Origin of the sequence: Kitasatospora sp. NPDC096147 (genome assembly GCF_044763225.1) — a bacterium.
Classification (GTDB): domain Bacteria; phylum Actinomycetota; class Actinomycetes; order Streptomycetales; family Streptomycetaceae; genus Kitasatospora.
The window spans coordinates 232,141-247,768 of sequence record NZ_JBIWFX010000001.1 but is presented as its reverse complement, the minus strand read 5'-3'; the positions used below and the strand labels follow the sequence as shown (position 1 = coordinate 247,768).

Here is a 15,628-nt window from a genome sequence, read left to right as displayed (position 1 = left end):
CCGGGCCACGGCCGGTGGGAGGAGCGGCACTTGACGGGTGCCCAGTAGGCGGACGCCCGACTGGCGGTCCCACCGGCCCAGGAGGAGCGCGCGGCGGCTCCGGGGCGGATCGACCGCGACCATGGCCCGGAGGGCCGCCGTGCGTTCGGCCGAGTGCGGGGTGAGGCGGTGGTCGTCGTCGGGAGCGAGCCCCTGACGCAGGGTGTCCCCTCCGAGCCGGCGGCTGTCAGCTCTGCCGCCCGGGCGGAAAGCCGTCGCTCCGCCGCCGCGCGGTCCCTAGGGTGAGTCGATGACCGATCACCCGGAGCAGAGCGAGACCGTCCGACCGGTGCGGAGCGGGGTGCTGGGCCTGGCAGCGGAGTTCAGCGACCCGCTGTGGCGGGTGCCCGTGCGGCTGGCGCCGGTGGAGGTGGAGCTGCTGCGCAGTGAGCCGGTGCGGCGGCTGCACTTCGTCGCGCACGCCGGGGCCTCCTCCCTCTGCACCTTGCAGTCCTACTCCCGGCTGGAGCACTCCCTCGGGGTGCTCTCGCTGGTCGCCCACTTCCGTCCCCGGGACGAACTGCTGCGGGTGGCCGCGCTGGTGCACGACATCGGCCACCTGCCGCTCAGTCACACCTTCGAGGGCGTCGGCGGCCTGGAGCACCACGCCCTCGGGGCGGAGCTGCTCCGGGCGGAGCCGCTGCGGGGCCTCCTGGAGCGGCACGGGATCGACCCGGAGGCCGTGGTGGCCGTCCTCGACGGCGAGCCGGTCACGCCGCTCACCGGTCGGCCGGGCCTGATGAACCTCGACCACCTGGACTCCTTCGTCCGCAGCGGCCGGGCGGCCGGCCGGTTCGACGCCGACCCGGCCGTGCTGCTCGCCCGGCTGCGCCTGGCGGGTGAGGCGGGTGAGGCGGTGTCGGCCGACCGCGAGAGCGCCGGGGTGCTGGTCGGGCTGGTCGCCGGGGAGGCCCGGCTGCACACCTCCTGGGAGAACGTGGGCCCGGTCTCGGTGGTCCGTCGGCTGGCGGAGCGGCTCCTCGACCGGACCCCGCTCACCCCGGCCGGGCTGGCCCGGCTGACCGACGCTCAGTTCTGGACCGCCCTCGACGCCTGCCCCGCCACCGGGGCGGAGGGCCGGCTGGTGCGCTACCAGGCCCACCGCCTCGCCGTGCGGACCGGCGGCGCGGCGGGGGACGAGGACGAGTGGGGCCACGCCCTGCGCAAGATCTACGTCTCGGCACCCCTGGTCGACGGCGAACCGGTCGGGACCGCCGCCCCCGACCTGGCCGCCGAACTGGCCCGACTGCGCCGCCTCCCGACCGAGTTCCGCATCCGCTGGCAGGACGGGCCACCACCGGGAGACCGGGCACGACGTCCCGGGGCGGGCGGCTGACCGGCTCCGGGGTGGAGTCCTTCGTGCTGCTCGGGCCGCCGGTGCGGAGGGCCTCCGACGTCGTCGCCGCCTACGACTCCCTCCCGGTGGGGCTCACGCCTGTCCGAGCTCCGTGCGCCCCGGCGCCGAATTCCGACCCGGCGTGCTGGTGGGGAATGCGGCGCGGTGGGGGGAATGAAAGGGTCCGCTCACTCGATCGGGTTGTCCGTCAATCCGGCGGAGCCCGGTCCACCCCTGTGCGCCCTACCGTGCGACCCGTCCGCCCGGCATGATGAAGGCCCCGGCCGCAGCGGGTGGTTGGTGGACGGAGTGGGGGAGAAATCATGGGTGACGGAAAGCACGAGAAGGCACCGGTCGACCCCGGGAAGGGCACGCCGCCGCCCGGGAATTCGGACGGGCAGGTACCGCCCCCGCCCCCGGGTGACGGCAAGCACAAGAAGTAGGGCCCGCGCACGTGGTGACGGTCGGTCCGGGTGGGGCACAGGCGTCGCTGGACGCGCGGATGGAGCGGGCCGGTGCCTGGCCCGAGCGGTCGCCGTGGGTCCGGGCGGCGGTGGCGGCGGTGCCCCGGGCGGAGTACGCGCCCGAGGTGCTGTACCGGTGGGACGGGCGGGAGTACCGGCCGGTCGAGGCCGGGGTGGACGGGCCGGGGTGGACGGATCTGGTGTACGGGGACCCGAACGCGGCGGCGGTGACCCAGGTGACCGGTGGGCTGCCCAGCTCCAGCCTGTCCTGCCAGGCCGTGGTGGTGGACATGCTCGATTCGGCACTGCTCGAACCGGGTCACCGGGTCCTGGAGTTGGGCACCGGCACGGGGTGGAACGCGGCGCTGACCGCCGAGCGGGTCGGCCCGGGGCGGGTGGTGAGCGTCGAATGGGACGCGGGGATCGCCGCCGCCGCGCGCCGACGGCTGGCCGGCCGCCGGGTGGAGGTCCGGGTGGGGGACGGGACGGCCGGAGCGCCGGACGCTGCGCCGTTCGACCGGGTGATCGCCACCTATGCGGTGGGGCGGGTGCCCTGGGCCTGGGTGGAGCAGTGCCGCCCGGGCGGACGGATCGTCACCCCCTGGGGCCGCCTCGGGCACCTCGCGCTGACCGTCGCCGAGGACCACGGCTCGGCCACGGGGTGGGTGCAGGGGCTGGCCCAGTTCATGGCCTCGCGGACCGAATCCCCGGACGCGGAGCGGGACTTCGACGCGGTGCGGCGCGGGCAGCCCGGGGCGGCGGCGGTCCTCCCGTACGATCCGGAGCCGCTCGGCCGGGACTGGCACCTGCGGTTCGCGCTGCGGGTGGCGCTTCCGGACCTCCGGATCGCGGTGGACGCCGGGGGTGAGGTGCGGCTGCACGACAACGAACGGTCGTGGGCCGTGCTGGGGAAGGAGTCCCGCCAGGGCGGACCGAGGCGGCTCGTCCAGGAGGTCGCCGAAGCCTGGGAGCGGTGGGAGCTGTACGGGAGTCCGATGCTGTACGACTACGGCATGACGGTCACCCCGCACCGGCAGTACGTCTGGGCGAACGACCCCGAGAGCGGACCGCGCTGGCCGAACGAACTCGCCTGAGGACGCCCCGCTGACGGATCACCGGGAGGCTGCGGGCAGCGGCTTCACCAGGTCCGCACAGGCTCTCCAAAGGGCCCGCGAGCTGCGGCAACTGACGGGTGTTCTATTATTTCGGCCCATGACGGAGCAACGGGGACCCTGGCCGAGCGGCATCGGTGAGCCGGTGGTGACCACCACCGCCGAGCCCGACTGGCAGGCGATGGCCGACCGTCACGAGGAGCAGCGCCGCCGCCGTCGGCAGATCCGTGCGGTGGCGGTCGGCGTGGTCGCCACCGCCGCGGTCGGTGGGATGGTGGCACTGGCGCTGCCCGGCGGGAAGCACGCCGGGACGGGCGGCGGGCGTGCGGTGGCCGCCGGGGAGGACACCGGATCGGCGGCGGACGGGAGTGACGCCCCGTCGGGTGCCATGGCGGAGCCGGGACCGCCCGGGTCGTCACTGCCGTCCGGGGCGCCGACGGCCGTGGCGGAGCCCTCGGGCACGCCGGGGGCCACCCCGTCCGCCACCGGGGCGCCGGCCACCGCCACGCCGTCCGCCCGGACGAGCGGCCCGGCCTCGGCGACCTCCTCCCGCCCGGCCGGCCAGCCCACCCAGCCCGGGACCGGCGCGGCACCACAGCCCGGCACGGCCGCACCGTCGGTTCCCCAGCCGCCCGCGCCGCCGGCCCCGTCCGCGCCCCAGCCGACGGCCGGTCAGCCCCAGCCGACCCCGACCACCGGCACGCCGCCGCAGACCACGCCCACGCCCGGCAAGTCGTACACCCCGGCGCAGATCTGCGGCAGCGGGTTCAACGTGATCGACTCGCACAGCCTCGGCGGCGCCACCATCTACCTGATGTACAAGGCGGCGACCGGCGACAACTGCGTGACCACGGTGGTGAACAAGCCGGCCGGCCCGGTGCCGATGAACGCCACGCTGGCCGTCAAGGGCGGAGCCTCGGGTAGCAACCCGGGCTCCTTCGCCTCGTACGCCGGTCCGGTGACCAAGCGGGCTCCGGACACCTGCGTCCAGTGGGGCGGCTCCTACCAGGGCGCCAGCTGGACCAGCGGCTGGAGCCACTGCGGCTGAGCCGCCCGGCCCGTCGGGCGTCCGGCCGACGGACCGTCAGACCGCAGACGGGGTCGCCCACCGCACACGCCTCGGCGGACCCATCGGCCACTACCGTGTCACCGCATGAGCGCCGCACCACCGTCGAACGGTGCGTCAGCAGACCCGAGCAGTGGCGCGGCTTTGCCATCCGCCACGACGAGACCGCCACCGTCGACCTCGCCGGACTCCGACCCGGTCAGCCGCCTCGCCGCCGTCCCCGGCCGGCACGGTGATCCGGAGCAGACGCCCTAGCCGGCGGACGGCCGGCTGGAGGCGCCGACGGTGACGGTCAGGCCGCCCAGGCCGCTCGTCAGGTCGCCGGGCGGGATGCCCGGGTGGTGCCGGGAGGCGTCCGGCGCCGTCGCGGGGGTGGGGCCGTCCGGGCCGGCGAGGGAGATCTGGGAGACGATGCGGTAGCGGTCGCCCCGGTAGAGCGAGTGGACGTACTCGACGGGCCGGCCCGTCCGGTCGGTGGTCAGGCGCTCGAAGAGCAGGGCGGGCGAGAGCACCGGCACGTCGAGCAGCCGGGCCTCCCGGTCGCTGGTGACGGTGGGTTCGATGGACTGGACGGCCTGGTGCACCCGGACGCCGTGCTGGTCGCGGAGCAGCTCGTAGAAGTCTCCGCTCTCCATGTCGGCGGGGCTGAGGCCCGGTACCAGCGAGGCCGGCACGTGCAGGTACTCGATGGCCATCGGCTCGCCGTCCACCAGGCGCAGCCGGGCGATGTAGGCGATGTCGGCGGCGGGGGAGAGGTGCAGCTTCCGGCCGACCCGGGCACCGGCCTGGACCACCGAGAACTCCAGCACCCGGCTGGCCCAGACGCCGGCGGCCCGGGGGAGGGCGAAGGCACCGGCGTCCTCGGCCATCGCGAGTTCCTGGGTGATCTTCGCGGGGGCGACGAACATGCCGCGGCCGTGCTCGCGCACGATCAGGCCGCTGGTGACGAGTTCGTCCACGGCGGCGCGCAGGGTGGGGCGGGAGACCCTCAACTGCTCGCACAGGGTGCGCTCGGAGGGGATCGGGTCACCGGGGGCGTGGGACTCCACGAGGTTCCTGAGGTACTCGCGGACGCGGGTGCGCTTGAGAACGGGACCGGGGTCCTCGCCGCCCATGCCTGCTCCCCCTTCGTGCGGTCGGACGTGTCCAGCCGAGACTAGCCAGATGTTGACCAGTTGGCCAGCTGCCCCAGGAGCACCGCCGGGGCCCCGTTCACCGGCGCGGTCCGGCCGGTTGCCGGCCAGCTGTGGCGCGGTCCGTTCGTGACCAGCGTCTTACCAGTGAGCCCCGACTTCGGGACGGGGAGTCAAATTTCTTGGGGTGCAGGGGCCTTGACGCACCTACTGGTATCTGCGAACTTCTCTTACCAGTGCCGGTCCAGTCGGCAACTGGTAAGTTCCGTAGCTCCCATTCGAGGTGACGTTCCCCGTGAGATCCCCCGCGTCCTCCCCCTCCGGCTCCCGCCCCACCGCCGCGCTCCGTGCCTCGGCCGCCGTCCTGGCACTGTCCGCCCTCTCCGCGTGCGGCTCCTCCGCCGACGCGGGCGGCGGGGACTCGGCCGGTGCGCCGTCCGAGCTGACCGTCTGGATCATGCGGGACAGCGTCACCGACGGCTTCCTCCAGCGCTTCGAGGCCGACTTCGAGAGCACCCACCCGGGCACCACCCTGAAGGTCCAGATCCAGGAGTGGGACGGCATCGGCCAGAAGATCACCAGCGCGCTGGCCAGCAAGGACGCCCCCGACGTCATCGAGGTCGGCAACACCCAGGTCGCCCAGTACGCGGCCAGCGGCGGGGTGAAGGACCTGACCGACCGGACCGCCGACCTCCAGGGCGGCGACTGGATCCCGGGCCTGGCCGAGCCGGGCAAGATCGACGGCAAGCAGTACGGCATCCCGTGGTACGCGGCGAACCGGGTGGTGATCTACCACAAGGACCTCTTCGCGCAGGCCGGCATCACCACCCCGCCGAAGACCCGGGAGGAGTGGATCGCCACCACCACCAAGCTCAACTCCGGTGGCAACGACGGCATCTACCTCAGCGGCCAGACCTGGTACGCGCTGGCCGGCTTCGTCTGGGACGAGGGCGGCGACCTGGCGGTCAAGGGCGCCGACGGGAAGTGGGCCGGCTCGCTGGACACCCCGGAGGCCAAGGCCGGCATGGCCTTCTACCAGCAGCTCCAGGCCCTCGGCAGCGGCCCCAAGGACGCCGACGAGGCCAAGCCGCTGCAGGCCGAGGTGTTCGCCAAGGGCAAGACCGCGCAGCTCATCTCGACCCCCGGCGGCGCGGCCGCGATCGTCAAGGCCAACCCGGCGCTGAAGGACAAGCTCGGCTTCTTCCCGATCCCCGGCAAGACCGCGGCCAAGCCCGGTGCGGTCTTCACCGGCGGCTCCGACCTGGTCATCCCCGAGTCGTCCCGCCACCAGGCCGGCGCCTACGAGGTGGTCAAGGCGCTGGCCGGCGAGAAGTGGCAGACGGACATGGCCAAGGAGATGAGCTACGTCCCGAACCGGACCTCGCTGGCGGGCGTGCTGGCCGGCAACGAGGGCGCCTCGGCGATGGCCGCCGGCGCCGTCAACGGCCACGCCACCCCCAACTCGCCCAACTGGGCGGCGGTCGAGGCCAACAACCCGATCAAGCAGTACATGACCCAGGTGCTCACCGGCGCCGACCCCGCGGTGGCCGGCAAGACCGCTTCGGCCGCCGTCACCAAGGCGCTCAACAGCTCGCACTGACCCCCGACCGCACCCCAGACGGGAGTCGCACGCCGTGCTCACCGCACCCGAGGCCGTCCCCCGGCCGACCGCCCCCACGGCACCACCGCCGGCCCGCCGCCCCACGGGGCGCAGCCGGCTCGCCACGGCCTGGCCGTACCTGTTGATCGCACCGACGCTGGTGGGCACGGCGTTCCTGCTGCTCTACCCGCTGGCCCGGAACGTCCTGATGTCCTTCCAGCACTTCAGGATGGCCGAGCTCATCCACGGCGGGGCCGGCTCGGTCGGCTTCGCCAACTACCGCCAGGTGCTGTCCGATCCGGAGTTCTGGACGGTGGTCCGCCGCACCGTGGGGTGGACGGCCCTCAACACCGCGCTGATCATGCTGTTCGGCGCCCTGATCGCCCTGATGCTGGCCCGGTTGGGCCGCCGGATGCGGTTCGCGGTGATGAGCGCCCTGGTACTCACCTGGGCGACGCCGGTGATCGCCGCCACCACGATCTTCCAGTGGCTGTTCCAGTCCCGGTTCGGAGTGGTCAACTGGACACTTGACCAGCTCGGCTTCAGCTCGTTCCGGGACTACGCCTGGTTCGCGCACAGCGGCTCGACCTTCGCCATCCTGGTCGCCCTGGTGGTCTGGCAGTCCGTCCCGTTCGCCGCCCTCACCCTGTACGGCGGCCTCACCACCATCCCCGCCGAGCTGTACGAGGCGGCCCGCCTCGACGGCGCCGGAGCCTGGCAGACCTTCCGCCTGGTCACCTTCCCCGTGCTGCGGCCGTTGTTCGCCCTGGTCACCTCGCTCGAGGTGATCTGGACCTTCAAGTGCTTCGCCCAGATCTGGGTGATCAGCCAGGGCGGCCCGGGCGACGCCACCACCACGCTCCCGGTGTACGCGTTCCAGATCGCCCAGTCCCTGCACAAGTACGACCTCGGCTCGGCCGTCTCCACCCTCACCGTGCTGATCCTCGCCGGGGCCCTGGTGTTCAACCTGCGCCGGATGTTCCGTCAGGAAGGAGAGGCGCTGTGACCGCCCTGACCATCCGTCACGCCCTGCGGCGCATCCCGCTCAACGCCGCCGCGCTGGCCGTCCTCGCGGTCTCGGTCTTCCCGGTGTACTGGATGGCGATCACCGCCCTCAAGCCCACCGCCGACATCCAGGCCGACACCCCCTCGTTCCTCCCGCTGCACCCCACGCTCGACCACTTCCGCACCGCCGTCCGGGCCGCCGGATTCGGCACCTTCTGGCGCAACAGCCTGCTGGTCACCGCCGCCGCCGTGCTGATGTCCCTGGTGGTTGCGCTGCTCGCGGCGTTCGCCGTCGGACGGATGCGCTGGCGGGGCCGCCGGGCCTTCATCCTGATGGTCTTCATCGCCCAGATGGCGCCCTGGGAGGCGCTGCTGATCCCGATGTACGTGATCGCCCGGGACACCGACCTGCTGGACAGCCTGTCGATGCTCACCCTGGTCTACTTCATGACCACCCTGCCGTTCACCATCGTGACGCTGCGCGGGTTCCTGGCCGCCATCCCGGTGGAGCTGGAGGAGTCCGCCCAGGTGGACGGGTGCAGCCGGGCCGGTGCGTTCCGCCGGGTGACGCTGCCGCTGCTCGCCCCGGGGCTGCTCTCCACCTCGCTGTTCGGCTTCATCACGGCCTGGAACGAGTTCGCCTTCGCCAACACCCTGATCATCAAGAACCAGGACGCCCGGACCCTGCCGGTCTGGCTCTCCTCCTTCGCCAACGTCTTCGGCACCGACTGGGGCGCCACGATGGCCGCCTCCTCGCTCTTCATGCTCCCCGTGCTGCTGGTCTTCCTCGTGCTCCAGAACAAGGTCACCTCCGGAATGACCGCCGGCGCCGTCAAGGGCTGACCACGCCCCGCCCCCACCGCCTCCTGGAGAGAACCCCCACCGTGATCATCCCGAAGCCCGGCCTGCTCGTCCGCGCCCCCGGGGCCTTCACCCTCGGCCCGGCCACCACCGTGCGGGCCTCGGGCGGAGTCCTGAACGCGGCGGACCTGCTGCGCACCCTGCTGGCCCCCGCCACCGGCCTGCCGCTCGCCCCGGCCGCCTCCGGCACCGCCACCGACGTGGTGGAGCTCAGCCTCACCCCGTCCGACCGGGCCGTCCTCGGCGACGAGGGCTACCACCTCACCGTCACCCCCGACGCCGTCCGGCTGCGCGCCGCCCGCCAGGCCGGTCTGCTGCACGGCATCCAAACCCTGCGTCAACTCCTGCCGTCCGAAGCCCTGCTGGACCACCCGGTGCGCGGCACCGCCTGGCGGATCCCCTGCCTGGAGCTCACCGACGTACCGAGGTTCGGCTGGCGCGGCGCGATGCTCGACGTGGCCCGGCACTTCCAGCCGCTGCCGTTCCTGCTGCGCACCGTCGACCTGCTGGCCTTCCACAAGCTGAACGTCCTGCACCTGCACCTGACGGACGACCAGGGCTGGCGGATGCCCAGCGCCGCGTACCCGCTGCTCACCGAGGTCGGTGGCCGCCGGGCCAGGTCGATGCTCGGGCAGGCCGGCAGCGAGCGCTTCGACGACCGGCCGCACGGCGGCTCCTACACGGTCGGGGAGCTGCGCACCCTGGTGCGGTACGCGGCCGACCGCGGGGTCACCGTGATGCCCGAGATCGAGATGCCGGGCCACACCCGGGCGGCCCTCGCCGCCTACCCCCACCTGGGGAACGTGCCCGGGCGCCGGCTGGACGTGTGGACCGAGTGGGGGGTGTGCGACACCATCCTCGGCGTGCACGAGGAGGTCTTCGACTTCTGCCGCACCGTGCTCGACGAGGTGCTGGAGGTCTTCCCCTCCCCGTACGTCCACGTCGGCGGCGACGAGTGCCCGACCACGGAGTGGGAGCGGAGCCCGGCCGCCCGGCGCCGGGCCGCCGAACTCGGCCTGGCCGCACCGGCGCAGCTGCACGGCTGGTTCCTCGGCCGGATCGGCCGCCACCTGCTGGAGCGGGGCCGGCGCCCGCTCGCCTGGGCGGAGGGCGGGGACTCGGCGCTGCCGCCCGAGTTCACCGTGATGGCCTGGCGGGACGGCGAGCACGGGCTCGACGCGGCCCGCCGGGGCCACGACGTGGTGATGGCCCCGCACCGCTCCACCTACCTCGACTACCCGCAGTCCGACGCGCCGGACGAACCGCTCGGGCAGGCCGACGCGGTCGTCGACCTGCGCGCCGTGCACGACAACGAGCCCACGCCGGAGCACTGGACGGCCGCCGAGCGGGCCCGGGTGCTGGGCACCCAGGCGCAGCTGTGGAGCGAGTTCGTGGTCACGCCGGAGCAGGCCGACTACCTCACCTTCCCCCGGCTCTGCGCGCTGGCCGACCGCGCGTGGAACCCGTCCAGCGACTGGACCACCGACTTCCTGCCCGCCCTGCGCGACCACGGGCCCCGCCTGCACGCGCTGGGGATCAACCGCACCACCCGCAGTTCCGTCCCGCAGTAGTCCCCCCACTCCCCCCACATCGAAGGAACTCCCGTGTCCACAGGACTCCGCATCCCCGCCCGCGTCCGGACGGCGATGGCCGTCTGCGTCGCCGCCGGTCTGGCCGGCGCCGCGCTCGTCGCCGTCCCGGCCTCGGCCGCGACGGACTCGCTCTCCGCCCAGTACCGCACCAGTGCGACCGGTGCCACCGCCGACCAGTCCGAGCCGTGGCTGACGCTCACCAACACCGGCACCACCACGGTGCCGCTGAGCGGGGTGACGCTGCGGTACTACTTCAAGGCGGACGGCCCGAACGTCAGCTACCGCTTCGCCTGCTCCTGGGCGGTGAAGGGCTGCGGCAACATCACCGGCACCTTCGGTACCCTCGCCAACCCGACCGCCACGGCGGACCGTTACCTGGAGATCGGCTTCACGGCCGGCGCCGGCTCGCTGGCCCCCGGCCAGAGCACCGGGGACATCCAGCTGCGCTTCTACCGCGCGGACTGGCAGACCCTCACCCAGTCCGACGACTACTCCTTCAACGGTGCGCAGACCACCCTGGCGGACGCGCCGAAGGTCACCGTGCAGCGCGGCGGCGCCGTGGTCTGGGGCACCGCCCCGGCCGGCAACGACCCGACCGCTCCGCCGACCACGCCGCCCACCACGCCGCCGCCCACCACCCAGCCCCCGACCGACCCCAACGCGCCCGCGCTGTTCGACGACTTCAACTACGGGTCGAGCACCGAGCCGGCCGTCCAGCAGCACGGCTGGACCGTCAAGTCCGGTCAGGGCGGCCCCGGTGTCCCCGGCGCCACCTGGTCGCCGCAGGACATCACCTTCCAGTCCTCCGGCGGCAACAGCATCATGAACCTGAGGCTGACCACCGACGGGACCGCGGCCGGTACGAGGGAGACCGAACTCCAGACCACGGCACGGAAGTTCAAGAACGGCACGTACGCCGCCCGGGTCAAGTTCAGCGACACCCCGGTCAGCGGTCCGGACGGCGACCACGTCAACCAGACCTTCTTCACCTTCACGCCGCTGAACGCCCCGATGGACCCGAACTACAGCGAGCAGGACTTCGAGTACCTGCCCAACGGCGGCTGGGGCGAGCAGGGCAACATCATGTACACCACCTCCTGGGAGACCTACAACCCGGACCCGTGGAACGCGGTGAACGCCCACGGCGAGGCGCGGCAGTCCTACAACGGCTGGCACGACCTGCAGTTGACGGTCGACAACACCAGCATCACCTACTACATCGACGGCCAGCCGTTCGCCCAGCACGGCGAGCCGTACCTGCCCGAGACGCCGCAGTGGATCGACTTCAACCACTGGCTGATCGACCTGAACGGCCAGACCAGCAGCACCCCGCGCTCCTACGACCAGCAGGTCGACTACGTCTACTTCGTCAAGGACCAGGTGCTCACCCCGGCCCAGGTCACCGCGAAGATCGCCGGCTACCGCGCGGCCGGCACCACCTTCACCGACACGGTCCCCGGCAGCTGACGACCGCCTGCCTGCCCGCTCCGGCCGACCACGGCCGGGGCGGGCAGTGCCCGTTCCGGGGGAGGACGCCCCGCCCCGCCCCGAGCGAAGGGCGGGACGTCCCGCTGAGGGGGTGTCAGGCGAAGCTGAACCAGTTGAGGTTGACGAAGTCGGCGGGCTGCCCGCTGTCGAAGGTCAGGTAGACGTCCCGGACCCCGGTGGTCCGGGTGATGTCGGCCGGGACGGTGCGCCACGCCTGCCAGCCGCCGGTGTTGGCCAGGGCAAAGCTGCCGACCGGGGCGGCGGTCGGGCTGCCGAGCCGGACCTGGACCAGGCCGCTGACCCCGGCGGCGGCGCCGGAGGCGACCCGGGCCGAGAAGCGGGTGGCTCCGGCGGAGCCGAAGTCCAGGCTGTAGCGGAGCCAGTCGCCGTTGGCCAGCCAGCCGACGTCGGAGCCGCCCCCGGTGTCCGAACAGGCCTCCACCTGGGCGCCGTTCTGTGCCCGGAACGCCTCGGCCTGGACGGTCGAGAAGGCGCTGACGGTGCCTCCGGTGGCGGTCGGGGTCGGGCTGGGCGAGGGGTTGGGCCCGCTGGTGGAGCCGCCGACGGTGATGGTGAACAGGCGCGGGTCGCCCGACTGCACCTTGCCCTCGAAGTCGGTGCCGGCCGGGTGCACGTCGTCGTAGGGGAAGGCGTAGCCGAGCCGGTCGGCCGTGGTGGTGTGCAGGATCCGGGCGTAGTGGTTGGTGCGGGGCTTGGTGTAGAAGGCGGCCGGGTTCTCGTTGGTCGGCTGGAGCGCGTTGTCCAGCAGGGTGGTGCGGTTGAACGCGGCGGCCAGCCGGGCGCTCAGATTGCCCATCAGGTCGTTGCCGGTGGTGAACGGCGCGTCGCTGCAGGAGAAGATCGACAGGGTGGACGGGCGGCCGAAGGAGCCGACCCCCGGGAAGGTCAGGGTCTCGCCGGAGACCCGGCCGGTGACGGTGCCCCAGGTGTACTGGGTGTCGATCCGCAGGTCGGTGGAGCGGTACTTGCTCCAGACCTGGTCCACGTAGGCGTCGAAGTACCCGGCGAAGAGCGAGGTGTTTCCCCGGATGGCCAGGTTGGGGCTGAGCACCCGCAGGTCGGCGCCGTTGCGGTTGACCACCAGGCGGCTCCAGTCGCTGCCGTCGGCGGCGGACTGCGAGCGGAGCGAGGCGGCCACCCGGGCCAGGCCGTCGGTGGGCAGGCCGGCCACCGTCTGGGTGCCCTGGCCGGTCTCCAGGCGGAACGAGATGGGCAGGCCGACCATGTCGACGAAGGTGATGTTGGCGTACAACTGGTCCGCGTTGTAGGTGAATTCGCAGAAGTCGTGCCGGACGTCGATGTTCGGGTCGCTCGGGTTGGAGACCGAGGGCAGGGCCAGGCCGCCGCCCGTGTTCATCAGGAAGGTCAGCTTGGCGCCGACCGAGAAGTAGATCCGTCCGCTGTCCAGGCGCGGCAGGGTGACCCGGCGCGGCCCGGCGCCGGAGCCGTTCAGCGCGATGGCGCAGTCCACGCCGAGCGGGGTCTGGTTGGCGGGCGGGTTCGGCGGCCGGTAGAGGGAGACGCCGTCCGAGCGCAGGAAGGCCCAGCTGCCGCCGGCCGAGGGGTCGCGGCCGACCACGTAGGCGTAGACGGTGTTGCTGCCGGTGGTGTTGGCCAGGTCCAGCGCCAGGGTGGGGGTGGTGGCGGCGTTGGCGGAGGAGGCGGTGGCCCGCAGCAGGCCGCCGAGGGCGGGGACGGCCAGGGCCGCCCCTGCGGCGGTGAGCACGCCGCGCCGGGAGAGCGGCGGGCGGTGGTGACGGTGCGTCATGGGTGGGGGTGTCCGTTCTTCGCGTGGGGGTGGGAAGAGGGCGGAGGGTGGACGCTGCGAAGAAGAGGCGGAGCGGAGGAGCGGGAGGGGGAGGGGGTGGGTCAGCCGAGGGTCCAGCGCTGGTTGGCGCCGCCGTTGCAGGTCCAGAGGATCAGCCGGGTGCCGTCGGCGGAGGAACCGCCCGCCGCGTCCAGGCACTTGCCGAGGGCCCGGAGGGTGCCGTCGCCGTTGATGCTCCACTGCTGGGCGCCGGTGCCGTTGCAGGTGTAGAGCTGGATCGCGGTGCCGTCGGCGCTGTTGGAGGCGTTCACGTCCAGGCACTTGCCGAGCGCGCGGACGGTGCCGTCGCCGGTGGTCCACTGCTGCGCCGCGTTGCCGGTGCAGTTGTGCAGCTGGATCGGGGTGCGGTCGGCGTTGGAGGCGCCGGCCACGTCCACGCACATGCCGCCGATGCCGGAGATCTGCCCGGTCCGGGTGGGGCCGGTGGCGGAGGTGGAGGCGCGGACGTAGTCGACCGTCATGGTCTGCGGGTAGGTGGAGGAGCCGTCCGGGCTGCCCGGCCAGTCGCCGCCGACCGCGAGGTTGAGGATCAGGAAGAACGGGTGGTCGAAGGCCCAGCGGTTGCCGTTGGTGTCGGCCGGGGTGCGGGTGGCGTAGGCGTGGCCGTCCACCGACCAGGTGATGGAGTTCGGGCTCCAGTCGACCGCGAAGACGTGGAAGGCGTCGGCGAAGACCTGACCGTTCGGCAGTGTGTAGGCGGAGCCGAGGCCGCCGGCGCCGGAGTAGCCCGGGCCGTGCAGGGTGCCGTGCACGGTGGAGGGCTCGCGGCCGATGTTCTCCATGATGTCGATCTCGCCGCTGTTGGGCCAGCCCACCGAGCCGAGGTCGTTGCCGAGCATCCAGAAGGCGGGCCAGATGCCCTGGCCGCGCGGGATCTTGATCCGGGACTCGAAGTGGCCGTACGCCTGGGTGAAGGTCTGTGCGGTGTTCAGCCGGGCCGAGGTGTACTGGCACGTGCCGTACCAGCAGCCGAGGTTGGTGTTGGTGTTGCGCCGGGCGGTGATCACCAGATTGCCCTGGCCGTCCTGGGCGGCGTTGGCGTTGCCGGCCGTGTAGTACTGGAGCTCGTGGTTCCCGTAGCCCGAACCACCGGTCTCCGTCGTCCACTTGGCCGGATCGGGCCCGGCGCCGGAGGGGCCGTTGAACTCGTCCGCCCAGGTGGTGACGGCGGCAGCGGCGGCGGGTGCGACGGTGGCGGGGGCCGGCTCGGTGCGGGCGGCGGTGGGGCCGGCCAGCGTGAGGACGGCGGCGAGGGCGGGCAGCAGGACGCCGAGCAGCCGGCGGTGCCTGCGGAGTGTGGCAGCCATGGATGGCACCTCTCTGTGGGGGTGAGAGCGCTCTCTGAAAAGACGTGGCCTTGCCGTGTTCGCCTGAATGGTACGGAGGGGGAGTCGTCATGGCAACGTCAGGAGCAGGGCTCTGACCTGCCATCCTGTGAAAGTCCGTCAGATGGCGCGTGGGAGTGGGGGCTTCTGTGGCTTTGAGAGCGCTTTCTTGTGCCGTGGTCCGGCGTTGCGCCGTGCGTTCCGTGTGCGGTCTGCGGCACGGTGGGCCCAACCACCCGCGCGAGCAAGGAGAACCGCCGTGAACTGGACCCTCGAGGTCGTCCCCGTCCCGGTCACCGACCTGGACCGGGCCAAGGAGTTCTACGCCGAGAAGATCGGCTTCACCGTCGACCTGGACAGCGAGGTCGCGCCCGGGGTGCGGATCATCCAGCTGACCCCGCCGGGATCGCGCTGTTCGATCGTGATGATGTCGGGGATGCCCGGCGCCCCCGGCTCGGGTGCGATGGCTCCCGGCACCTTGCAGGGCGTGCAGTTCTGCGTCACCGACATCGAGGCGGCACACGCCGCGCTGGTCGCGGCCGGGGTGGCGGTCGGCCCGGTGCAGCACCTCGGCGAGACCGGCTGGGCCGAGGGCAAGGGGGGCGAGTGGAACTCGTTCATGTCCTTCACCGACCCGGACGGCAACGGCTGGACGGTGCAGGAGGCGCCCTCGGAGCTGTCGGAGCGCTGAGCCCGCAGAACGCTGAGCACGCGGGGCGGGTGGCACCGGGTCTCGGTGCCACCCGCCCCGGGCCCGT

Annotated in this window: 12 protein-coding genes; 9 read left to right on the top strand and 3 right to left on the bottom strand. The window is 72.9% G+C overall.

The window, feature by feature from the left end; genetic code table 11:
- Positions 1-289 precede the first annotated feature (289 nt).
- The 3 genes from ACIRBX_RS00960 (at position 290) to ACIRBX_RS00950 (ending at position 3,999) form a co-directional block, all read left to right on the top strand.
- Positions 290-1,375, top strand: a complete 1,086-nt coding sequence (locus ACIRBX_RS00960) for an HD domain-containing protein (RefSeq protein WP_402292946.1) — start codon at positions 290-292, stop codon at positions 1,373-1,375.
- Between the two features lie 502 nt (positions 1,376-1,877).
- Positions 1,878-2,933: a methyltransferase domain-containing protein gene (locus tag ACIRBX_RS00955; RefSeq protein WP_402292945.1), complete on the top strand. Its 1,056-nt coding sequence runs from the start codon at positions 1,878-1,880 to the stop codon at positions 2,931-2,933.
- Between the two features lie 118 nt (positions 2,934-3,051).
- Complete coding sequence (locus ACIRBX_RS00950; RefSeq protein ID WP_402292944.1) at positions 3,052-3,999, top strand: hypothetical protein; 948 nt, start codon at positions 3,052-3,054, stop codon at positions 3,997-3,999.
- A gap of 269 nt (positions 4,000-4,268) precedes the next feature.
- Here ACIRBX_RS00950 and ACIRBX_RS00945 read toward each other — a convergent pair whose 3' ends face one another.
- The gene (locus ACIRBX_RS00945) at positions 4,269-5,132 is read right to left on the bottom strand and encodes a GntR family transcriptional regulator (protein ID WP_402292943.1); all 864 of its coding nucleotides are present in this window, start codon (positions 5,130-5,132) and stop codon (positions 4,269-4,271) included.
- A 313-nt stretch (positions 5,133-5,445) separates the two neighbouring features.
- Between ACIRBX_RS00945 and ACIRBX_RS00940 the strand changes: the two genes are divergently transcribed.
- The 5 genes from ACIRBX_RS00940 (at position 5,446) to ACIRBX_RS00920 (ending at position 11,675) form a co-directional block, all read left to right on the top strand.
- Complete coding sequence (locus tag ACIRBX_RS00940; RefSeq protein WP_402292942.1) at positions 5,446-6,750, top strand: extracellular solute-binding protein; 1,305 nt, start codon at positions 5,446-5,448, stop codon at positions 6,748-6,750.
- A gap of 34 nt (positions 6,751-6,784) precedes the next feature.
- The gene (locus ACIRBX_RS00935; protein WP_402292941.1) at positions 6,785-7,756 is read left to right on the top strand and encodes a carbohydrate ABC transporter permease; all 972 of its coding nucleotides are present in this window, start codon (positions 6,785-6,787) and stop codon (positions 7,754-7,756) included.
- Between the two features lie 92 nt (positions 7,757-7,848).
- Positions 7,849-8,598, top strand: coding sequence for a carbohydrate ABC transporter permease (locus ACIRBX_RS00930; RefSeq protein ID WP_402293873.1), 750 nt, complete (start codon positions 7,849-7,851; stop codon positions 8,596-8,598).
- 41 nt (positions 8,599-8,639) lie between these two features.
- A complete protein-coding gene (locus ACIRBX_RS00925) occupies positions 8,640-10,187 on the top strand; it encodes a beta-N-acetylhexosaminidase (RefSeq protein ID WP_402292940.1) in 1,548 nt (515 codons plus the stop codon).
- Between the two features lie 75 nt (positions 10,188-10,262).
- On the top strand, positions 10,263-11,675 hold the full coding sequence (locus ACIRBX_RS00920) for a cellulose binding domain-containing protein (RefSeq protein WP_402293872.1): 1,413 nt from the start codon (positions 10,263-10,265) through the stop codon (positions 11,673-11,675).
- A 115-nt stretch (positions 11,676-11,790) separates the two neighbouring features.
- Here ACIRBX_RS00920 and ACIRBX_RS00915 read toward each other — a convergent pair whose 3' ends face one another.
- Entirely contained in the window at positions 11,791-13,485 is a 1,695-nt protein-coding gene (locus ACIRBX_RS00915) for a beta-1,3-glucanase family protein (protein WP_402292939.1), read from the bottom strand.
- Between the two features lie 101 nt (positions 13,486-13,586).
- Positions 13,587-14,852, bottom strand: coding sequence for a family 16 glycosylhydrolase (locus ACIRBX_RS00910; protein ID WP_402292938.1), 1,266 nt, complete (start codon positions 14,850-14,852; stop codon positions 13,587-13,589).
- A 277-nt stretch (positions 14,853-15,129) separates the two neighbouring features.
- Between ACIRBX_RS00910 and ACIRBX_RS00905 the strand changes: the two genes are divergently transcribed.
- Complete coding sequence (locus ACIRBX_RS00905) at positions 15,130-15,561, top strand: VOC family protein (RefSeq protein WP_402292937.1); 432 nt, start codon at positions 15,130-15,132, stop codon at positions 15,559-15,561.
- Positions 15,562-15,628: the final 67 nt, after the last annotated feature.